At 46.3% G+C, this 21,403-nt stretch carries 25 protein-coding genes and 1 tRNA gene; 23 read left to right on the top strand and 3 right to left on the bottom strand.

Annotated elements, in window-relative coordinates; genetic code table 11:
* Position 1: 1 nt before the first annotated feature.
* The 8 genes from J07HQW2_RS08650 to J07HQW2_RS08610 all read left to right on the top strand — a co-directional run bounded on the left by J07HQW2_RS08650 (position 2) and on the right by J07HQW2_RS08610 (position 7,860).
* Positions 2 to 976, top strand: coding sequence for a homoserine dehydrogenase (locus tag J07HQW2_RS08650; RefSeq protein ID WP_021055075.1), 975 nt, complete (start codon positions 2 to 4; stop codon positions 974 to 976).
* 418 nt (positions 977 to 1,394) lie between these two features.
* Positions 1,395 to 2,660, top strand: coding sequence for a translation elongation factor EF-1 subunit alpha (tuf, locus tag J07HQW2_RS08645; protein WP_021055073.1), 1,266 nt, complete (start codon positions 1,395 to 1,397; stop codon positions 2,658 to 2,660).
* Positions 2,661 to 2,969: a 30S ribosomal protein S10 gene (gene rpsJ / locus J07HQW2_RS08640; protein ID WP_011572578.1), complete on the top strand. Its 309-nt coding sequence runs from the start codon at positions 2,661 to 2,663 to the stop codon at positions 2,967 to 2,969. It begins immediately after the preceding gene.
* Positions 2,970 to 3,258: 289 nt separating this feature from the next.
* Positions 3,259 to 3,330, top strand: a tRNA-Ala gene (locus tag J07HQW2_RS08635).
* Between the two features lie 254 nt (positions 3,331 to 3,584).
* On the top strand, positions 3,585 to 4,646 hold the full coding sequence (locus J07HQW2_RS08625) for an ABC transporter substrate-binding protein (RefSeq protein WP_021055072.1): 1,062 nt from the start codon (positions 3,585 to 3,587) through the stop codon (positions 4,644 to 4,646).
* Between the two features lie 2 nt (positions 4,647 to 4,648).
* A complete protein-coding gene (locus J07HQW2_RS08620) occupies positions 4,649 to 5,980 on the top strand; it encodes an ABC transporter ATP-binding protein (protein WP_303704034.1) in 1,332 nt (443 codons plus the stop codon).
* A 2-nt stretch (positions 5,981 to 5,982) separates the two neighbouring features.
* Positions 5,983 to 6,918, top strand: a complete 936-nt coding sequence (locus J07HQW2_RS08615; RefSeq protein ID WP_021055070.1) for an ABC transporter permease — start codon at positions 5,983 to 5,985, stop codon at positions 6,916 to 6,918.
* Between the two features lie 27 nt (positions 6,919 to 6,945).
* Positions 6,946 to 7,860: an ABC transporter permease gene (locus tag J07HQW2_RS08610; protein WP_021055069.1), complete on the top strand. Its 915-nt coding sequence runs from the start codon at positions 6,946 to 6,948 to the stop codon at positions 7,858 to 7,860.
* Positions 7,861 to 8,064: 204 nt separating this feature from the next.
* On the opposite strand, the gene J07HQW2_RS08605 is transcribed toward J07HQW2_RS08610, so the two are convergent.
* Complete coding sequence (locus tag J07HQW2_RS08605; protein WP_021055068.1) at positions 8,065 to 8,256, bottom strand: hypothetical protein; 192 nt, start codon at positions 8,254 to 8,256, stop codon at positions 8,065 to 8,067.
* Positions 8,257 to 8,689: 433 nt separating this feature from the next.
* Here J07HQW2_RS08605 and J07HQW2_RS08600 point away from each other — a divergent pair, with 433 nt between their 5' ends.
* The 6 genes from J07HQW2_RS08600 (at position 8,690) to J07HQW2_RS08585 (ending at position 10,755) form a co-directional block, all read left to right on the top strand.
* Positions 8,690 to 9,013, top strand: coding sequence for a hypothetical protein (locus tag J07HQW2_RS08600; protein ID WP_021055067.1), 324 nt, complete (start codon positions 8,690 to 8,692; stop codon positions 9,011 to 9,013).
* 187 nt (positions 9,014 to 9,200) lie between these two features.
* Positions 9,201 to 9,644: a thermonuclease family protein gene (locus J07HQW2_RS08595; RefSeq protein ID WP_021055066.1), complete on the top strand. Its 444-nt coding sequence runs from the start codon at positions 9,201 to 9,203 to the stop codon at positions 9,642 to 9,644.
* 63 nt (positions 9,645 to 9,707) lie between these two features.
* Positions 9,708 to 9,818, top strand: a complete 111-nt coding sequence (locus tag J07HQW2_RS18200; protein ID WP_021055065.1) for a hypothetical protein — start codon at positions 9,708 to 9,710, stop codon at positions 9,816 to 9,818.
* Between the two features lie 26 nt (positions 9,819 to 9,844).
* Entirely contained in the window at positions 9,845 to 9,973 is a 129-nt protein-coding gene (locus J07HQW2_RS18195; protein WP_021055064.1) for a hypothetical protein, read from the top strand.
* Positions 9,937 to 10,191, top strand: a complete 255-nt coding sequence (locus J07HQW2_RS18190; RefSeq protein ID WP_343122481.1) for a lamin tail domain-containing protein — start codon at positions 9,937 to 9,939, stop codon at positions 10,189 to 10,191. The genes J07HQW2_RS18195 and J07HQW2_RS18190 overlap by 37 nt, the downstream gene beginning before the upstream one ends.
* A gap of 99 nt (positions 10,192 to 10,290) precedes the next feature.
* Positions 10,291 to 10,755, top strand: a complete 465-nt coding sequence (locus J07HQW2_RS08585; RefSeq protein ID WP_048075574.1) for a nucleoside deaminase — start codon at positions 10,291 to 10,293, stop codon at positions 10,753 to 10,755.
* Positions 10,756 to 11,028: 273 nt separating this feature from the next.
* Here the strand turns inward: J07HQW2_RS08585 and J07HQW2_RS08580 are convergent, their stop codons facing one another.
* The gene (locus J07HQW2_RS08580; protein WP_303704033.1) at positions 11,029 to 11,448 is read right to left on the bottom strand and encodes a hypothetical protein; all 420 of its coding nucleotides are present in this window, start codon (positions 11,446 to 11,448) and stop codon (positions 11,029 to 11,031) included.
* 387 nt (positions 11,449 to 11,835) lie between these two features.
* On the opposite strand from J07HQW2_RS08580, the gene J07HQW2_RS08575 reads away from it, so the two are divergent.
* Complete coding sequence (locus tag J07HQW2_RS08575; protein WP_021055060.1) at positions 11,836 to 12,648, top strand: HAD-IIA family hydrolase; 813 nt, start codon at positions 11,836 to 11,838, stop codon at positions 12,646 to 12,648.
* Between the two features lie 136 nt (positions 12,649 to 12,784).
* Here the strand turns inward: J07HQW2_RS08575 and J07HQW2_RS08570 are convergent, their stop codons facing one another.
* Positions 12,785 to 13,498 carry a metal-dependent hydrolase gene (locus J07HQW2_RS08570; RefSeq protein WP_021055058.1) on the bottom strand — a complete coding sequence of 238 codons (714 nt, stop codon included), beginning with the start codon at positions 13,496 to 13,498 and terminating at the stop codon, positions 12,785 to 12,787.
* A 149-nt stretch (positions 13,499 to 13,647) separates the two neighbouring features.
* Between J07HQW2_RS08570 and J07HQW2_RS08565 the strand changes: the two genes are divergently transcribed.
* The 8 genes from J07HQW2_RS08565 to tpiA all read left to right on the top strand — a co-directional run bounded on the left by J07HQW2_RS08565 (position 13,648) and on the right by tpiA (position 20,705).
* Positions 13,648 to 14,379, top strand: coding sequence for a fumarylacetoacetate hydrolase family protein (locus J07HQW2_RS08565; RefSeq protein WP_021055057.1), 732 nt, complete (start codon positions 13,648 to 13,650; stop codon positions 14,377 to 14,379).
* A gap of 58 nt (positions 14,380 to 14,437) precedes the next feature.
* Complete coding sequence (locus J07HQW2_RS08560; RefSeq protein WP_021055056.1) at positions 14,438 to 15,043, top strand: hypothetical protein; 606 nt, start codon at positions 14,438 to 14,440, stop codon at positions 15,041 to 15,043.
* 22 nt (positions 15,044 to 15,065) lie between these two features.
* Positions 15,066 to 16,694 (top strand): GMC family oxidoreductase, encoded by a 1,629-nt coding sequence (locus J07HQW2_RS08555; protein WP_048075572.1) that lies wholly within the window; start codon positions 15,066 to 15,068, stop codon positions 16,692 to 16,694.
* A 221-nt stretch (positions 16,695 to 16,915) separates the two neighbouring features.
* Positions 16,916 to 18,043 carry a histidinol-phosphate transaminase gene (gene hisC / locus J07HQW2_RS08550; protein ID WP_021055054.1) on the top strand — a complete coding sequence of 376 codons (1,128 nt, stop codon included), beginning with the start codon at positions 16,916 to 16,918 and terminating at the stop codon, positions 18,041 to 18,043.
* Positions 18,040 to 18,552: an adenylate kinase family protein gene (locus J07HQW2_RS08545; RefSeq protein ID WP_021055053.1), complete on the top strand. Its 513-nt coding sequence runs from the start codon at positions 18,040 to 18,042 to the stop codon at positions 18,550 to 18,552. The genes hisC and J07HQW2_RS08545 overlap by 4 nt, the downstream gene beginning before the upstream one ends.
* A 55-nt stretch (positions 18,553 to 18,607) precedes the next feature.
* Positions 18,608 to 19,222, top strand: coding sequence for a CDP-alcohol phosphatidyltransferase family protein (locus tag J07HQW2_RS08540; protein ID WP_021055052.1), 615 nt, complete (start codon positions 18,608 to 18,610; stop codon positions 19,220 to 19,222).
* A 59-nt stretch (positions 19,223 to 19,281) separates the two neighbouring features.
* Positions 19,282 to 19,827, top strand: coding sequence for a multiprotein bridging factor aMBF1 (locus tag J07HQW2_RS18185; RefSeq protein ID WP_303704032.1), 546 nt, complete (start codon positions 19,282 to 19,284; stop codon positions 19,825 to 19,827).
* A 233-nt stretch (positions 19,828 to 20,060) separates the two neighbouring features.
* A complete protein-coding gene (gene tpiA, locus J07HQW2_RS08525; RefSeq protein WP_021055050.1) occupies positions 20,061 to 20,705 on the top strand; it encodes a triose-phosphate isomerase in 645 nt (214 codons plus the stop codon).
* Positions 20,706 to 21,403 lie beyond the last annotated feature (698 nt).

The following is a 21,403-nucleotide window of genomic DNA, read 5'->3' as shown; positions in this document are numbered from 1 at the left end:
CGTGATTGACACTCAATCTGAAACAACAGGCAAACGACTCGCCGTTGTCGGTGCTGGCGCTGTTGGTGGTGCTGTTGTCAATCTCGCCTCAAGCTATGGACATACGGTTACAGCCTTTGCCGATTCGACCTCTGCAGCTATCGACCCAAACGGAATCGATACAGATGCCGCCCTCGCACGTAAAGATGAGACAGGGACAGTTGGAGAGGCAGATTCAACCGTTGCAGTTGATGCGACGTATGATGTTCTTGTTGAGGCAACCCCAACAACACTTGGAGATGCACAGCCAGCGTTTTCACATCTCCGAACAGCGCTTGAACGCGACCGAGATGTGGTGCTTGCAAATAAAGGACCAGTAGCGGAACGGTACACTGATGTCAAACAGGTAGTTCGTGATAGCGATGGTTCTATTCGATTTGAGGCAACGGTTGGTGGTGCTATCCCGGTTCTTTCGACAGTTGAGGACTTTTCTCCAGCACAAGTTACTGCCGTTCGTGGCGTTCTCAATGGGACAGCAAACTTTATTCTTTCACGCATGGCAGCCGAGGGGCTCGACTATGAACACGTCCTTGCAGAAGCTCAGGATCTTGGAGTCGCAGAGGCTGATCCGGCGTTCGATGTCGAGGGGACAGATGCAGCGTTAAAATGTGTTATCTTGGCGAATGTTCTTTCGACGGATGACCGTGAGTATACGCTTTCAGATGCAACAGTCAACGGTATTACAAATATTCCTGGAAGCGCACTTGAATTAGCCGCCGAGGAGGGTCGAACAATCCGACTTGTTGGTGAAGCAACGCCGACGGGTGTGCATGTTGGACCACGGCTTATTCCACAAAATACCGCATTAGCTGTGACCGGGACCCGAAATATTGTTCAACTAGAAACAACAAGTGCAGGTCAACTGAATCTTAGTGGTCGTGGTGCGGGTGGTCCTGAAACGGCATCGGCTATCCTTGCAGATATCAATCGTTTATAGAATTCTTTCATATTTATATTCATATCTACTCACATTCCATCTTCACCGTCAGAGCTTAGCTTTAGATGTCTATTTAATTTTATTATGAGACACACGCTGATAGATTCGAACTCCCGTATTTGTATTCATATTCGCACTTTTCAGGACAAATAGCTCGTGACCACTGATCTACACCAAGGATACGTTCAATCATATGTATTCTCATCACCCCAAATGTGAGAATACACCGGCAGTAATATTATCCATCTATTTATGTATGTACATTGTCAAATCAAACACCGTCTTGCGATTCCGTATGGGAGGAAGTGTCACGAAAACCGCGATATGCAGGCGTGCTGACCTGTGTACGTATCGAAATGGTTTTAGGTCTTTCAGGATAATCTAACCGTTACAGAGCGCCTCTGCGCGCATCATACCTATGAGTGACAAACCGCATCAGAACTTGGCTATTATTGGTCACGTTGACCATGGAAAAAGCACGCTAGTTGGGCGACTCCTGTTTGAGACAGGATCCGTACCAGAGCATGTTATTGAACAGCATCGTGAGGAAGCCGAAGAAAAGGGTAAGGGTGGCTTTGAATTTGCCTATGTAATGGATAATCTTGCTGAGGAGCGAGAACGTGGTGTCACGATTGACATCGCACATCAGGAATTCGACACTCAAGATTATTACTTCACAATTGTCGATTGTCCAGGACACCGTGACTTTGTGAAGAATATGATTACCGGCGCCTCCCAAGCTGACAACGCTGTTTTGGTTGTTGCAGCAGATGATGGCGTTGCACCACAGACACGAGAGCATGTATTCCTTGCACGAACGCTAGGAATCAATGAACTCATTATTGGCGTCAACAAAATGGATATTGTTGACTATAGCGAAGACACATATGAGGATGTCAAGACTGAAGTTGACAAACTCCTCAAACAGGTTCAATTCAATGCTAACGACGCTAAGTATATTCCTATCTCTGCATTTGAAGGCGACAATGTCTCTGAGACTTCTGATAACACGTCGTGGTACGACGGACCATCACTGCTTGAATCGCTGAATAATCTGCCAGAGCCACAGCCACCAACGGATGCACCACTTCGACTTCCAATCCAGGATGTATACACAATCTCTGGCATTGGAACAGTACCTGTTGGTCGCGTTGAGACTGGTACTGTTAGCCCCGGTGATGATGTATCATTCCAGCCGTCAGACGTTGGCGGCGAGGTCAAGACTGTTGAGATGCATCATGAAGAAGTTGATCAAGCTGGTCCTGGTGACAATGTTGGATTCAATGTCCGTGGCATTGGAAAAGACGATATTCGACGTGGTGACGTCTGTGGTCCATCAGCAGATGCACCAACCGTTGCTGAAACGTTCAAAGCACAGGTTGTCGTGATGCAGCATCCATCGGTGATTACTGCTGGATACACACCTGTCTTCCATGCACATACTGCACAGGTTGCCTGCACAATCGAATCGATCGATCAGAAGCTTGACCCTGCCTCCGGTGAGGTTGCTGAGGAAGACCCAGACTTCATTAAATCAGGTGACGCTGCTGTCGTGACTGTTCGACCGCAGAAGCCACTCAGCATTGAGCCATCCAATGAGATTCCTGAACTCGGGTCCTTCGCAGTCCGCGACATGGGACAAACCATCGCGGCTGGAAAGGTCCTTGAGGTCGACGAGCGATAAATGCAGCAGGCACGCGTTCGTCTTGCGGGCACGAGCCCAGACGATCTTGACGATATCTGTGATGATGTTCGTGATATCGCAGACACAACAGGAGTCAATCTCAGCGGACCAATTCCGCTCCCGACAAAAACGCTTGAAATCCCAACCCGAAAATCGCCTGATGGTGAAGGAACAGCTACATGGGAACACTGGGAGATGCGTGTCCACAAGCGACTTATCGATATAGATGCCGACGAACGCGCTTTACGGCAACTGATGCGGATTCAGGTGCCAAATGATGTCAGCATTGAGATTGTTCTCGAAGACTGATCACTGATCGTCGATCGCTGATCGCTGATCGATATTCAAGAACTGATATATCGGTATTGATGTTATAAAAATTACAGTCTCGACAATAGAGTATATCTAATTTACTTTGCATCTGTAATCGCCAGTGTCAGTATTAGCTACGGTTACATCTGACAGTTGATTACTCTGCAGCGTTTTTCCTGGTGAGTCTCTAAAGTCATCCTTCAGCACGATTACTGCATGTACCATTAAAATACGAATAATATAAAACAGAAACTACAAATGAACTGCTGCTTATCTAATGAATGAGGGGCTCATAGATCAGTGGTAGATCGCTTCCTTCGCAAGGAAGAGGCCTCGGGTTCAAATCCCGATGAGTCCATGTCAACCTGCGGCATAGACTATTTGATCATATTTCTCTCGATTGTAATAACAATATCCAACGGTGACTCTCGTCTTTACAGACCTGGCACAGTCCGCATACACCGGTATACTGAGTGTGTTTAAAACTGCACACTTGTATTCCATATTGGCTAGAATATTTTCGTATTTACTCGAAGAAATGTATCCATTCCTCACACAGTGGAAAATAATCCAGCGTAAAATGAATATACGTGTAGCTCCTGTATTTTTTTAATGATCGATAGATCACGTCGTGGATTCCTTGCGGGTGCGGGGGCTGCAACAACGACTGCCCTCACAGGTTGTGCTGGACTTGGATCGGGGTCACAGACGCTCACTATGATCGATTGGGGATATGTCTACAATGATGGCGTAATTGAAGAATTTGAAGATCGTCATGGGGTAACAGTTGAACGGCAATCCGCACAGGGGTCTGCAGAAACGCTTGCTGCATTACGTGCTGGGCGAGCTGATTATGACCTGATTCCACTCGGAAATTATGCTGTAAAACCAGCCATGGATGAGGGATATATTCAACCACTCGATATTGATCGAATCCCTGCGTATGATGATATTTTTGACTTTTTAAAAAAGCCATATTTTGAAACTGACGGTGATATTTATGGGTCCCCACGGAGTTTCGGGCAGACACCGCTCGCGGTAAATACAGATCTCATAAATACTGAAATTACTGCGCTGGCGGACCTTTGGTCAGATTCAATTGAGGGACTTTCCGGTGGGCGTGATGACCCTCGGTTACAGATACTTTACCGTAATGCAGCTTTTGATGCACCACTTAATCCAAACTTATCATCTGAGATTGATTTCGATGCCCTCCAATCAGATCTAATCGAACGACTTGAACTTACAGGTGGACTGTGGAACAACGGCGGTGAGTCCGAGAGCCTACTTCGTAATGAGGAAGTCGGAGCTCAACCGGTATGGAATTACGTTATTCAGACGATGCAGGATGACGGACTTCCAGTCGAGCGTGTTTACCCAAATGAAGGAACCAAAGCGTGGTTTATTCAACATACGGTTCATGCAGAGGCTGAGAATCCAGAGCTTGCACATACATTTATTCAGGAATGGCACACGATGATGGGATATCGCTCACTGATGAAGCCAAACAATATCGCCGTTCCAAGTGACCAAGTGTTCTCAGATCAAGACGTTACCCGAGAAGCATATGGGCTTGATAACCCTGATCGGTTCATCTACGAAGAGCCAAAGCCACCTGCACTCATTAAACAGTACGCTAACACATGGAATCAGGCGAAGACGGAGGCAAACTAAGTGTGGCTACATTTGAAGCAACTGGACTTTTGAAGTCATTCGGTTCGACACGAGCAGTTGATAAAATCGATTTTACTGTTGAATCAGGGGAGTTCTTTGCACTGATTGGTCCTTCTGGGTGTGGAAAAACAACAACACTCCGATTATTAGCTGGTCTGACGGCACCTGATGCAGGAACGGTTCGTCTCGGTGATTCAGTGATAACAAATCAACCGGCACGAACACGCGATACCAATATGGTATTTCAGGATCTGGTGTTATTCCCGCATCTAACAGTGGCAGAAAACGTTGGATATGCGCTTGCTCGGAAGGGAATTGGTGATCCCGAACGAAGCAGACGTGTTGGCACAGGATTGGAGTTAGTCAATCTCGATGGATTTGGTGACCGGGAGCCAGCATCGCTTTCAGGTGGACAACAACAGCGAGTTGCACTTGCACGGGCGCTTGTGAACGACCCCAGCGTATTGTTATTAGATGAACCGCTCGCATCGCTTGATCGGTCACTAAAACAGGGTCTACAATCAGAATTTCGACGAATTCAACGCGAATCAGAAACGACATTTCTTTATGTAACACATGATCAAACGAGTGCGATCAGCATGGCTGATCGTATAGCAGTGATGCGTGATGGAAAAATTGTTGACGTCGGCTCACCGCGTCGATTATACACTCGACCAGCAACGCGATTTGTCGCCACATTTCTTGGCGATGCAACAATCCTTCGCGGAACAGTAACTCAATGCAACATAGCAGAATCAACAGTCGCCGTTGATACACCAATAGGGATGCTTACTCCGGCAATGAACGGCATTAATCCAGATGTTGGAGATACTGTGACTATTGCATTAAGACCAACTGCATTCACACTCGCGAATGACGGAATCGGTGGAACGGTCATTACAAGCGCATATAAGGGATTCTATGAGGAAGCAACAGTCGAAATCCAAGATACGGTGAGAGTAATTATACGAACCGATGCACATGCTGAACAGCATGATGCTCAGGGAGACACGAGCGGACATGTGGAATCGAACATAGGGTCAGACAAGTCGATATCCAGTACAGAACCAACTACAACTGTGAATAAATCTGAAACAGTGGTGGGTGAGTCGCCTGCAGATATCACAGAGCATGGACAGGCGCCGTTCAATCTTAATTCAGGACTTCAGGCTGGTGACTCTATCACACTTCAGGTCGACGGCGGTGTATTAGTCGCCGACGCTGGCTACGACCGGAAATCCAACAATTCGGACCGTGATCATGATGCTGCTAATGATACTATCGGTGCTGAAAATACAATAGCAGAGGAACATGAGCCAGATCTAATTTCATAGCTGTGAGTACAACAGATATTGATGGCGATGATAATGATGCTGATAGCAGCGTTGCTGTGTCGGATACGACTTCTACCGTATCAACCCAACATGTTGATCAAACCTCTCAGTGGCGTAATAGAAACTATAGTGAGCTTATTGCAAGTGTTCCGACTACATTAGCTATTGTTCTTGGTGTCTTACCGCTCATTTTACTCTTTATCGAAAGCATTGGACCAACTCTCACAGTAACAAATTATGCTGCAGCGATGAAGCCGCTGTATCGACAGACTCTCATATACTCACTCGGGATTGGTATTGTTGTTACGATAACCTGTATTATTATTGCATACCCTGTAACATATTGGCTCACACATCGTTGTCCTCGACGATACCGACTCCTTGGACTTCTTGGCGTAACTCTTCCTCTCTGGTTAAATTATGTCGTATTAAACTACACGTGGGTATGGATCCTTGCACGTGGGGGATTGTTGAATGCTATTCTCACTGGGTTAGGAATCATTTCCGCTCCAACTGAGGCACTATACACTGAGATATCGATGCTTCTTGGATTTATCTATATTTATCTTCCATATGTTATCCTGACACTGTTTGTCTCGATGGAACAACTTGACTATCGATTGATTGAGGTTGCCCGTGATCTTGGCGCTACGAACATTCGAGTTATCTGGGATGTCATCGTTCCACAAACGTATCCTGGTGCACTTGCTGGAGCGTTGATCGTATATGCACGAATTGCTGGAGCATATGCAACACCAGAGATTCTCGGTGGACCCGGCGATGTGATGATTGCAACACTCATTGTTGATGCATTCCAAACATACTTTGAGTACGGCTTCGCAGCAGCGCTATCATTTATTTTCCTTGTGGTTGTCATCGCTGGTATCTTGATTGGTGTGACAATCCCACAGATCCGAGCGGAGTTGCGACAGTGGTAATCAATACATCTAACTCATTAATGATCAATGAAAGATACACGATTTAACAACTCCATCGATGATCAGATGAGTGAGAAAACAAGCGCCGAGGTGTCTTCTTCGACAGTCACATCTGAGTCAGGAAGTGACTCCGATCATACTGATAGTCTCCGTCAGCTAATTGCACATGGAGCAGGAAGTCTTCCAGGCGTAGTCGTTATACTAACGCTTCTATTCCTCTATATTCCGGTTCTTGTTGTTGCGTATCTCTCTGTTTCACCAAGTGGTCAGCCAACAATCCCAATAGAGGAGCTCTCATTACGATGGTATGTCGATGTTCTTACCGACCAGCGATTCACTCGTGCACTCATGACAAGTGTCGGATTAGGGGCCTTCTCCGCGATTGGTGGGACGACGCTTGGGCTTGCCGGAGCGTATAGTCTCACATGGAGTGACCTTTCACAACCAACACGACAGGCTATCGGTGCCATCATTTCACTGCCGCTGTTTGTACCGACAGTTGTTCTTGCGTTTGGAATCGGAGTTACCACCAGTCGTATTGGCATCGGTTTTGGGCTTATGCCTGTTGCAGTTGGACACCTATTCTGGGTACTCCCATTTACGACGTTTTTGCTTACCGCTCGATACGCTGAATTAGATATGCAATTACAGGCTGCAGCACGTGATCTCGGAGCGACTGAGTGGATGATTTTCCGGACGGTCACACTACCGCTGCTTCGTCCGGCGATTATTGCAAGCGCACTATTTGCATTTGCACTCTCATTCAATGAATTTCTTATTACGTTCTTTCTCGCTGGCTCTGGAGTGACGACAGTACCACTTGATATTTTTGAGAAAGTTCGAGTTGGGGCTGTGGCGTTTCTTAATGCAGCCAGTGTGCTTGTTCTTGCTATCAGTGCTGTGCTCGCAGGCGTTGCCTCGACATTCCGTCGACCGATCTAGAAGCAATAGTAGTAATTAATATATTTTAATCCGTGTGAGCTGCCAAAGATAACACCACGCAGTGGTGTCACTCACGTTTTATATAATATCTCTCTGTTGTTAATCGATGATTTACAGCATACCTCATATAGATGTCGATAAATTGCTGTCGAAATGGCTTAGACCACGGTATGTAAATTAAATTATGATACCGACATCGCTGGATTACACAACTGCGGCTGCAGTTGCTGCAATAGTCGATAAAATAACAAAAAATACGATAAATGCCTTCAGTTGATTACTCTGATCATCTGAGTCCGGTCCAATCCCTAAGAGTGGTAACATCCCAACTGCTCCGAAGCCACCACTTGTCATCACTAATAACAATCCAACCCATCCGAATTCAAACGTTGCCATCGATACACAATATGTGCGTTAGAATAAAAAAACACGCATCAAACCATGCAGTTCAACCATAGAATAATAATGACAAGCATATACTATGTTTATCTCTCGAGATTATATGGTATAATAGAGTCATTCGTCGAAAATTTCTGCCCAAATATCGATAATAAAATAAGATCGGTTTTATATCTACTTCTAGTGGAAATAACAGTTAGCTGATTACTACTCCAGCACCTCTTTGCAGGACCTATCGTTTCCTGAATATTGACTAATAATAGTAGTAATAAAATCGACGTCCTCAGACTCCGATATAGCAGTGTGGTGTCGCGGGATCACATAAATGAGGCTATGACTGTGATTATGATGCGCACAGAACAAATATAGATATTTGAGAATATAGCAGCAAAGTCACAACCCGTTTGAAACTGTAGTCTCTTTACTCTATATGGATCAGGAGACACTCACTGGAAACAACATCTCTGAACTTCGCAATGAGTATGATAAGAAGGTAAACGAAATACTCCCAAATAAGGCACAAAGTAGCGACGGATGGCCGATTCATCTTAACCATTGTTTTGGTCGCGTCGTTCTTGATAATCTATTTGAAGATGAATGGTACGACTATATCGACGGACGTCCTGCATATGAAAATCTCTCCGAGGAGGAACTTCAAGAGGCGATTGACCTCGCAGATATGATGCTTGAGGAAGGAAAATCAACTGTCGAAGAACTGAATGAAAACTCGCTTCGATGGCGTGATGAATTGTAGATATAACCCACTGATTATAGTACGAGGCGAAAGCCCACGCCGTGGGAGGAGGTCAACAAAGATGCAACGCCTCAGTTATTTCCTCGCTTGAATGTGAAATAATAATATAAGATCATATCACCGTGATTAGTATAGACTGATTCACTTGGCTAGCAGTGATTATGTTTCAATCGCAGATATAATGAATATGTCTCGGAGCCCTGTGGTTATACTCGGCGTTACGCTCTTGATTATGCTCGGTGACTGCGCTAGCATTAATGATGGAACAGCACCGACAGAGCCGACAGCATCTCCAGTGAATAGTCCGTCTGTAGAAACGGCACTCATCACACCTGAGTTTGATCTTAGTGTCGCGTCTGGTACCCGTGTTACTGTTGTTGGTGTTATTGATGATGATACAATTGATATACAATATGAAAACGACACAGTCGAGACGGTTCGACTTCTCGGTGTTGATACACCACAAACAGGAGTGACACAGACAAATCCTGATGAGTGGCAACGCATTCCAATATCAGCGACTGGTCGAGATTGGTTAGCTAACTGGGGTGCTCGAGCATCGACATACGTAATTGACCGACTTGCTAATAAAGAAATTATCATCATATTTGACCCTGTATCAGATCGTTGAGGATACTATGGACGACTTCTCGCGTATGTGTATAACTCGCCATCGGCGACAGCTTCATTCAATATGCATCTAGTTGAAAATGGATACACGCGTCATTATGAGAGTGAATTTTCGCGTACAGAAGTATACGAGGAAGCCGCGCAACAGGCACATAACGCTACAGTCGGTGTCTAAGGTACAGTAACACATCACATGAGCAAATGAGTAGATCATCATCTGATCAAATTGACATTGCAAATGTGAATGAAGATGCAGATGGAAATGAGTATGAAAACCTCAGTGATGAGTATATATTATTAAAAACACTGGGACTAATCAGATTCAATTAAATGACTGGACAGTCAGCGATACAGCTAGTCATGTGTATTCATTTTCCACTGGAGTAACACTCGACCCACAGAAAACCATTATACTCTACACTGGAAATGGGCCAGAATCAGATACTGAATCATACTGGGGTGAGGATAAACCAGTTTGGAACAACGATGGAGATACCGTGATTATAAGCAATCAGGCTGGCAGAACAGTCGTTACATATAGTTATTAATCGATACATAAACGTGGCTAGTATTTTATTTCGCACTTCATTATACTGCAGGTAGCCTGGTGATAATCAGCAATGTCAGATAACAATCGAGAATCAACCATGTCCGATCCACGATTCGATGCCTTTGCTCATGAAACACATATGAAAGAGGCATTAACACTTGCACGCGAAGCTGTTGCCCGTGGTGATGAACCGTTTGGATCTGTTCTTGTTCGAGATGATACGGTGATTATGAGTGAGTCAAATCATGAAATAACAGAATCTGATATCCGGCGCCACCCCGAGCTTCATCTCGCATATCGTGCTTGTCAAGCGTATGACCCTGATGAACGTGCTGAAATGATAATGTATACGAGCACTGAACCCTGCCCGATGTGCGCCGGTGGCATGGTAACAGCCGGCTTTGGCTATGCCGTTTACAGTGTCGGAGGCGATGAGATTGCAGAATTCACCGGAAGTGAATCTCCCATTCGCTCTGCCGACGTCCTTGATGGAATTACTGAGGTTATTGGACCTATCTTAAACGACCAGGGTCGTCAGATTCATCAAGAGTACGAGTGGTAAAGTGCCTTGAGGTTACATCTAAGTCCTGAAACTTCCGTACATAGACTCTCACTATACTAATTATGTAGATCGAATCACTTCCAAGCTTGACTGATTAAAAAAATTTGGAGCCACCACAGAAGACAGACCATTCCTATCTGATATTAAACGACCCAGTTTAGATGCTTTGAAGATCGCTGTCGGGGAGCTGAGTGTAATAAAACCGAATATATATGTTTTATTTATAATCTGGAATTCAGTTACTTCAATTGCGTACTCAATCTCAGCATTATATCAGCTGTATGAATGCTTAAATTCCCAGTGATACCGACAGGAATCACACGTTGCCCATTCAACGATGTCGAATGCTTCTGGATGACGTTGACCATGCACCATCTCATCACGACAGACTGGACAGGTGAGACCTCTCAGTTCTAACTCAGAGAATTCATCTGCATTGAATGACGCAACACACCGCGGGCAGTCAATATCATCATATGCGTTATGCTGGAGAATATCATTTCCACACCGTGGACAACCAATAGTTGCAGGTGGACGCTTTGCCCACCCACTATCACCATCGTGGGTTGTTGTTGCGGTATCAACGGCTGATAGCTGAAACTTATTAGGTCCGTTTCCGCTCCGAAGCGGGGCAATGAGTGCCTTACCCGCTCGTCGCATCCCATTATATACTGATTCCAGCGTGTCTATCACTGTAACAAAAATTACAATCTGCTACGACATAACAGTTCTTCCACATTCAATTATTAAGCGCATAAGATACTATATTAGGGGTTTCTCCACATTGAGGATTATGACGAGTAACAAAGTCATGCGTGTATTCCGGCTAACAGCTCCGTGTTTAGAGCACTCAATAATTACGACAGTGCTGATTTATGAAATCGTATAAAAAATACATAGGCGTCACAACTACCCACAAATTGCACAAGACCAACACGCATGCATGAGTTGAATACTCACTATAGTATCTATGAAAGACACTCTATATCGGCATTTTTGTCTCAAATTATAGTATCATATCAGTTTTGAGAAGATAAGTAGTCGCTATCTTCAACAGTGTCTCGAAACTATCCCGATTCAATGACAGTACGTGGGATTATTTTTGATGTTGATGGGACAGTAGTCCGAGGTTCGGAACCACTGCCTGGTGCGGTAAGTGGGGTAATGACCGTTGCTGACCGTGGACTTCAGCGATTATTTGTCTCAAATAATCCGACAGAACCACCGACAGCGTACGAGCATCGACTTGAGAATGCTGGGTTTGCTGTTGATGCAACAGAGGTCTTGACTGCTGGTACAGTGACTAAACGGTATCTTCTCGAGCATCACAATAATGACAGCATCGCTGTCGTTGGAGAAGCAGGTCTTTTTGAATTACTTGCTGCTGATGGATTATCAGTCACAGATATTCAGGCATATGATAGCAAAATAAAAAGCTCGCCTGATGTCCTCGTGGCGTCAATTGATCGCTCATTCGATTATAATACGCTCTCTACATGTCTTAAAATTCTCGCAGATGACGATGTGACATTTCTTGGGACTGACCCAGATATTGTTATTCCAGCTGCGGAGGGAGATATACCTGGATCTGGGGCTATCATCGGTGCAATTGCGAACGTCACCGGTCGTGACCCAGTCGCTGTCCTCGGTAAGCCAAGTAAAATTGCTCGCAAAATGGCGATTAATCGACTGGGGCTTCCACCAGAGAATATTCTCGTCGTCGGTGACCGACTTGACACTGATATTGCTCTTGGTAATAAGGCTGGAATGCAGACGGTGCTCGTTGAGACTGGAGTCACTGACGCTGCAGATACTGAGGATTCTTCAATCGATCCCGATCATATTATTCCGTCACTTGGTGAGCTTGAACCGGTGTTAGAATCACTTGAATGATCCAATTCCCTCAAGTGAGTATGAGTCATGCTCTACCAGCACAACTCGTCTATGATCAGCTAATGAACGTAGTTGATTCTGAATGTTTCAAACCAGTTAATCGGGGCAATTTCGTGCTTACTTCATCGAAAAATGATTAAAGAGTGAATGTCTCATCCCCATCAAGCACGTGTACTGCGGCGTCAGTGCCGCTTGCGGCGACCCCATCGACGAGTTCGTTAATATCAATTTCAATTGGACCAAACGTATCATAATGCATCGGGAATACATGATCAACATCTAACCACTCCGCAGCAATTGCAGCCTGTGTTGGTCCCATGGTAAAGTGATCACCTGTCGGAAGTGCAGCCGCATCCGGTTCAAGATATGCACCAATAACATCTTTCATCTCCGACATTAATCCTGTGTCGCCAGCATGATAGAAGCTCGTTGAATCAGCATCTGATGTTCGCGTTGGTTTGCTATCGCTAATAATGTACCCAGTTGGAACACCGATACTGTATTCATAATCGGTTTCTAGCCCGTTTGTGTGGTCCGCACGGTGCATCGTCACATATGCGTCACCACAATCGACGCTCCCCCCGATATTCATGCCGATAGAATCACTAAATCCAACTTCTGATTCCATATATCCAGTCATCTCTGGGACCCCAACAACAGTCGTATCAGTGAATGCATCGGCATCACCAATATGATCAGCATGTCCATGTGTTAACAATACATAATCCGGCGTCGGAATATCTGCAGGCTCATGCTCTGTATGTGGATTTGTAAAGAATGGATCAATCAGAAACGTTGTCCCATCAACGTCAATATGCCATGTGGAATGACCATGCCAGGTGAGTTCCATTGTTATCGATTAATATTATTTACAGACCGGTACTAAAAGATGTGTCTCATGTATGAATCGTAAGATATCTTATTCACCTGATTTTCGTATGCTTATTATAATGAAACTGAAGGGAAAGAAGCATTCCTCTGCAATACGAGCGGATTGATATGCATCGAGTGAGATTTCAAGACCCAGCAGGATCCATCCGAAACGGCACCTGGCACGGTGAGTATGTTTCCTTCGGTAATACAACATATGAAACTGATATGGTGAGTATTTTGCCACCAAGCAATCCAACAAAGATTGTTTGCGTCGGATTAAATTATGCTGATCACGCTGAAGAACGGAATAAGAACATTCCGGATCGACCACTGCTGTTTCTAAAGCCTCCAAATGTTACTGCGGGACACGGCGACATAGTTACGCTACCATCGAATAAGGAGCGGATTGATCATGAAGCAGAATTAGCAGTCGTCATAGACACACAGGCACGACACATTTCTGCTGCTGATGCGATGGAATACGTTGCTGGCTTCACTTGTCTCAATGATCTCTCAAATCGTGATGATCAAGATCGTGAACAAAATTGGGTCCGTGGCAAGGCATTCGATAATGCTGCCCCGATGGGTCCGGTATTGGCAACCCCAGATGAGGTACCAGCCGATGCCACTGTTGAGTTGCGGGTAAACGGTGAAACACGACAGTCTTCAACTCGGAGTGAACTCATCTTCTCCGTTCCTGAATTGATCGAAGAAATTACCACATATATGACGCTTGAACCTGGTGACATTATTTCAACGGGGACGACCAGTGGCGTTGCAGCGCTCTCTGATGGCGATCATATTGATATTTGGATTGAGGGAATTGGGACACTTACACACGATGTCCGAATTCCCTGAGTGAGCGACTTCGTATTCAGACACAATATCTAAGTTTAGGCTTGCCTAATCCATCAGCGTGGAACTGACTCGACGTGATATAATTGCTGCACTGACGGCTGCTGGTGTTAGTGTTGGAGCTGGTGCGATGTCGTTTGAGATGGCTGATTCCGATGGTTCGTCCGGTGAGTTAGTATCGAAGACCGTATCGCCGGTGCGCAGGCAAGATACTACAGCCACTGAGGGGCTCAGCGAAGCAGTTATTGATTTACTTGACGCTGTTGCAGCTGTTATCTATCCAAGCGCTGTTGAAAATCGACATGAGTTTGTTACGCGGTACACTCAAGCACGAACAGCTAATCGACCGGAGTATCGCCAGGGCATTGCTGATACAGCAGCCGAGCTTGACGCAGTTGCCCGCGACTGGCATGATACGCCGTATGCTGCGGTTAATTTAGTAACTGCAGATGAACTGCTTACCAATCTTGGCGTCAATACGGCGGACCCAGTCAGTGATGGAACAATCTCTGAGCAAATTCGATATTATCTCATTGATGACCTCCTGTATGCACTCTACACGACGCCGACAGGAGGACGTCTTGTTGGTATTGAGAATCCAGCAGGACATCCTGGTGGTACTAAAAGCTATCAACGTGCTGATATGACAACTGATTCAACTCAATAATCAGATGAGTGACCCACCAAACATGTCGGCGACACTGGGTACTAATAATACCAGTGACGTTGCAACTGATGAACAAGACCGGACACCAACACAACAAGCCGATATCTGTGTCGTCGGTGCAGGACCAGCGGGTGCACTCATTGGGTATCAACTTGCAAAGCAAGATCTAGACGTTGTAATTCTGGAGGCAGGTCCAGAGTTCTCCGATGCGGATCGTCTCACTCAGCAAGAACAACACATTCGACCAGGAATGAGTGATCCGTGGGAGATGGGTGGTCAACGTGATGCGTACACAACAACGGGACGTGGTTATCCGTTGAATGCAGCACGTGTAAAAGGTGTTGGGGGGTCAACACTTCACTGGCAGGGTATGGTTATGCGACTTCATGAACGTGATTTTGAGATGAATACTCGATACGACGTCGGGGTGGATTGGCCGATTGATTACGCCGATCTTCGCTCATATTATCAGGCTGCGGAGTCAGCACTCGGTGTTGCCGGTGCAATCGATAATCCATATGCACCGCCACGTGAGACCTCATATCCGCTTCCACCGTTTCCACCCTCTCACTCGGATTCCATCTTTGCCCCAGCTTGTGAAACACTTGGTATCGACATGCACTCAGTACCAAATGCCCGGAATTCAGAACGGTATGATGGACGAGCAGCATGTCAAGGATATGGAACGTGCAAACCTGTCTGTCCGTCAGGCGCTAAATATACTGCTGAGTCCCATGTTCAAAAGGCACGAGCAGCTGGCGCTCGTGTCATTGATCGGGCTCCTGTTCAAGAACTTGTCCATGATGATGCAGGTGAGATCATCAATCACGCAGTGTATCTGACTCCTGATGGAACTGAATATCATCAGTCTGCACAGCGATTCGTCCTTGCCTGTGGTGGCGTTGAGAACGCGCGATTATTATTATTATCACAATCGAAGCAGTATCCAGACGGACTTGCCAACACATCCGGTGCCGTTGGTCGATTCTTCACCGATCATCTCTTCGCTGGAGTTGGTGGTCGGCTTGACCAACCGACACGGCAGAATCACGTCGGGTTCAATACAAGCGAGTGTCATCAGTTCTATGATGATACATCCCCTGTTGAGGGAGTCAAACTTGAATTTCTCAACTATGCAGGTCCGTCGCCCGTCAACGAAGCGCTTACAGCCGATACATGGGGCGATGAACTACTTGAACAGTTGCAGACGTCATACGGAAATCACATTGCTGTTGGTGGCCTCATTGAGCAGTTACCTCACGCATCGAATCGGATTACACTGAACGACTCAGAGACCGATGAGCACGGCAATCCTGTTCCACACATTGAGTGGTCAATCGACGACCGAACCAGCCGTGCAATCCGTCGAGCAAATGATATTCAACGACGAATTCTTGAAACACTCGGGGCATCAATCGAATGGACTGTTGGACCAGACGCAACGGGACCAGCGTATCATCAAATGGGGACAACACGGATGGGCACGAATCCAAACAAGAGTGTTGTTGATGCCGACTGCCGTAGTCATGAATTATCAAATCTCTGGATTATTGGCTCCTCAGTCTTCCCGACAGGCGGTGCAATGAATCCAACGTTGACCATTGCAGCGTTATCCTTACGGGCAGCTGATGCCATTTTTGCTACATTATAACATCTCCATGATGTTTTCACCAACACTCCAAGATGAGGCGGTTATATTATGATTACATGATTATTCTGGATATACTGAACTAATAACCGTCTGTATCAACAGAAAATTGTTGAGTAGTATAGTGCGGTGTAGTGTGGTATATGATAAGAGAGTGAAGATACCCGGACGTTCGGACATGCTCAAGCGCTAGGATAAAGTCCAGTGGGCAACAGAAGTTAGATATGCAACCGAGAGATCTCTCCATGCATGAGCCATATGTCCCTGGTCGGGGGACAAAAGAGGTGGCTCGTGAGCTCGACGTTGATCCTGATTCGTTGATTAAACTCTCCTCAAATGAAAATCCACACGGACCAAGTCCAGCCGCTGTTGATGCAATTACCGACACCGCAGAGACTGTTAATACATACCCAAAAAGTTCACACACCGACCTTACAGCACGGGTTGCAGACCATTGGGGACTTTCTCCCGAGCAAATCTGGGTAAGCCCTGGGGCTGATGGGGCGATTGATTACCTTTCGCGGGCATTCCTTACACCTGATGATACGATGCTTATCTCCGAGCCAGGCTTTTCATATTATCCGATGTCCGCACGATATCATCATGGCAATATTAACACATATCCAATCTCAAAGGCTCAAGATTTCCAACAACGCGCTAGCGATATTCTTGCACAGTACAATGATGAGCGGCTACTTTACGTTACAACACCACATAATCCATCTGGATCGGAACTACCAATTTCAGAGATCACGACGTTAGCTGAGGGGGTAAACGATCACACGCTCGTTGTTATTGATGAAGCATATGGAGAGTACAGTGATAACCCATCAGCGATTGAGCTCATTGAAGAACATGATAATATTGCTGTTCTTCGGACATTTTCAAAAGCATATGGGCTTGCTGGATTACGAATTGGTTATGCCGCAGTCCCTGAGTCATGGGCGGATGCATACGCGCGGATAAATACACCATTTGCTGCGAACAAAACCGGCTGTCAGGCCGCACTGGCTGCGATTGACGACCAATCACACGTTGAGCACTCGATTGAGACTGCCCGTTGGTCGCGTGAGTACTATCGGAAAGAACTTGATGTTCGAACATGGCCGTCTGGTGGCAATTTTGTCTTATGTGAAGTTGGCGATGGAGCTGCCGTTGCCGAGGCTGCAAAACAAGAAGGTGTTATTATTCGTGACACAACGAGTTTTGGACTCCCAGAATGTGTTCGGGTTTCATCCGGAACACGCAAGCAGACCAAAGCAGCTGTTGATGTCCTTTCAGAGGTCATTGCAGATATTGAAACAACAACGGCTGCTGAGTCGGGTGTTGAGACGGAGGTTGGACGACCGTGACACAATCACGCCTTGCGGTTACCGGAACGCCTGGTACTGGTAAAACAACCGTTACCGAACACGTCAATATACCAGTCACACATCTAAATAAGATCATTCATGAAAATGAGACGGAACTTACCACAACGCGCGATGAAGAGCGTGACTCACTTGTCGTTGATCTTGAATCAGTCAGTACGTGGCTTGGTGATTGGAATGGTATCATTGAATCACACCTAGCTCATTACTTTGATGTTGATGGTGTTGTTGTCCTCCGATGTCATCCTGAAGAACTTGAACGTCGTCTTCAAGAATCCAATGAGTCAGCATCATCAATAAAAGAGAATGTCGAAAGCGAAGCACTTGATATCCTTCTTTCAGAAGCTATCCATCATCATGGAAAAGAGCACGTCTGGGAAATAGATACAACCGATCGATCACCTGATGAGATCGCCGACGAAATAATGGCTATTCATGATGGGAATCGATCACCACGCGTTGGTGTTATCGACTACACCGCGGCATTATAATACCATAGATAGCAATCAGGTGCGGTAAAACGTAATTAACACTCGTGATTCCTCTATGACACTTGACCAATATCGTGCCGTTGCAGACAAACTCCTGGACCCGTTTATTGACGCTGCCGATCGTCTCGGGGTATCACCCAACGGTGTCAGTGTCGTTGCATTTGGCTTTGCCGTTGGTGCCGGCGGAGCATTCGGAGTCGCAAGTAGATATACATATATACTCGGTGCAGTCTGTGTTTTCTGGAATGGGTGGCTTGATCTAGTCGACGGAGCGCTGGCACGAGAACGTGGGGTCTCCTCTGAGGGTGGTGACCTTCTTGACCACGTGCTTGATCGGTATGCTGACATTGCCATGATTATTGGACTTGCTGCTGGATCTAATGATTACGCACTTGGGTTTGCGGCGGTCACCGGCGTTTTAATGACGTCATATCTTGGAACACAAATTCAAGCCGTCGGATTAGGTCGCGAGTATGGAGGACTTGTTGGACGAGCGGATCGCCTTGCACTAATCGGAGTTACGGGTGTGCTTGCCGCTATGACAACGCTTCCAACCGTACCAACACGATATCTTGGTCTCAGTGTTATTGGCTGGCTACTGCTTTTCTTCGCAATCGTTGGTCATTTGACAGCTATCCAACGATTTTGGGGTGCATGGAGTGACCTCTAGACTTTGTTGAGACAGTGCTGGCGTATCGTTTATATCCTTCCCTTGATTAGGATTTGAACATGCCTCAGTGCGAGATGTGTGGCAGTGATCAATCGTCACTAACGACAGTGAAAGTCGAAGGGGCCGAACTCGAACTCTGTGGTGATTGTAAGGGGTTCGGAACCGAGGTCCGCACTGAGTCGAGTTCATCAGCCTCGACAAAGTACTCAACATCAAGCTCAAGTTCTGGCTCTGATGAGTCGACAGCAGATTCGACTGGGAACACGACCTCATCTTCGACCTCAACAAGCGGCGGATCTTCACGCCGTCGTGATATGTTTGACAATATGGACGAGATTGCCGCTGACTACGATGACCGGATACGACAGGCTCGGGAGTCGCGAAATCTCAGTCAGGAAGACCTTGCTGACTCTTTAAATGAAAAAGCAAGTCTCATCCGGAAAATTGAACGAAGTGATATTCTTCCATCTGATGACGTTCGGGAGAAAATTGAACGGCGTCTTGATATTTCACTCGTCGAAGGGACAGATACCGACGACGATGAGTGGTCAGGTGGCTCCTCTACAACCACAACCCTTGGTGATGTCGTCAAGCGAAAAGACTGATATCACATGAACGTCATGTCAGATTCTATCAAATCAGTAATCATATACTGAGTTTTTGAGTCATCGACACCCACTTACTATTTAACCTCAATTTTAACTCGTGAAGCCGCTTTGCTCCCTATTTTATTTTCTCGTATAGAGGGCTCGATTTGATTTCCAACCATATCAACGACCTGATCAAATATCTCACTCAGATATGAATCTATTTTATCTTCCGCTGTCGAGTCGGTATTGTGTTCATTTTAATCAATCTCAAAGCGTATCCATGTGATCCACTCAAAATCGCGAATGTAGCCCGAGATGTCGCCGATGAGTCTGGTGTTCGTATTGCAGTATCTCCACAGACAGCTGATATTACACGCGTTGCGGATACTGGTATCGAGACATGGGCACAGCATGTTAGTCCGACCGACCACGGGAGCCATACTGGTAGCACACTCGCGGAAGCTGTTGCCGACGCAGGAGCGACTGGAACGCTAATCAATCACTCTGAACGACGACTTAGACTCGCTGATATCGATAAAGCTGTCAATGCAGCATCGCGTGCTGAACTCGATACTTGTGTGTGTGCAAATAACCCAGCACAGATTGGGGCGGCGACAGCACTTAGCCCGGACAGTGTTGCTGTTGAACCACCAGCACTTATTGGTGGAGATGTGTCTGTTGCGACCGCAGATCCAGATATTGTTTCTGATGCTGTTGAGTCGGCAGCTGCTATCGATACGACAGTCAATGTATACTGTGGAGCCGGGGTCTCCTCTGGCGATGATGTCGCCGCTGCCGGTGATCTTGGTGCAAGTGGTATTCTCCTTGCGTCTGGGGTTGCCAAAGCAGACGATCCCCGGGCTGCGCTTGACGACCTTGTTGAGCCGCTGTAATGGCGAAATAGGTACATACAACTCATATCACAGCAGTATTGCTAAAGGAGTGGGTAATTATGACACTATTACTGAAATCAAGGAGAAAGCCCGAGTTCCCGTCCTTTGTGACGGGGATGAATCCGACAGGAATTCATTCGTTCCTCTTAGATAATAATTCATCCGAGTTCCCTTGATGGCGACTGTCGTCTGCGACGACATCCCGACTTCGGCGTGTCGCGTCGTGTCTCGCTTCGTGGTGACAAATCCGCAAGACGATCCCAGTCCGTCACGTCCCAATTAACTCCGCGACTACGACTACGACTACGACTGCGACTGCGACTGCGACTACGACTGCGACTACGACTGCGACTGCGACTGCGACTCGCAGTCGTATTCATCTTAGTCTTCGTAGTCGTCTCAGTGACCCGCTCGGCGTGTCCGAGTGAGAAGGCTCAGGCTCCGTTGATAGAGCTCCATGCGCTGGACGGCACACTCTCGGTCATAATTGAGTGGCTTCCCTCGACGGTCCGCGCCCGCGTCCGTGAGAACCGAGGAACCGCGCAATCGTGAATTCCTCTTTGAGAAATCTTCGTCGACGGGCGGAGAAAATGTCAACTATGCCGTATTTCTACCGTGTCAAATAACCGCACGGGACGACTACATCGGACTTATCAAATAACGGTTAGGCAGTCTATCCTTAGTTTCGATTACTCTTG

This window comes from Haloquadratum walsbyi J07HQW2 (assembly GCF_000415985.1).
Lineage (GTDB): Archaea > Halobacteriota > Halobacteria > Halobacteriales > Haloferacaceae > Haloquadratum > Haloquadratum walsbyi_B.
Note: the sequence above shows the minus strand (reverse complement) of the source record. Positions and strands in the feature narration are given on the sequence as shown.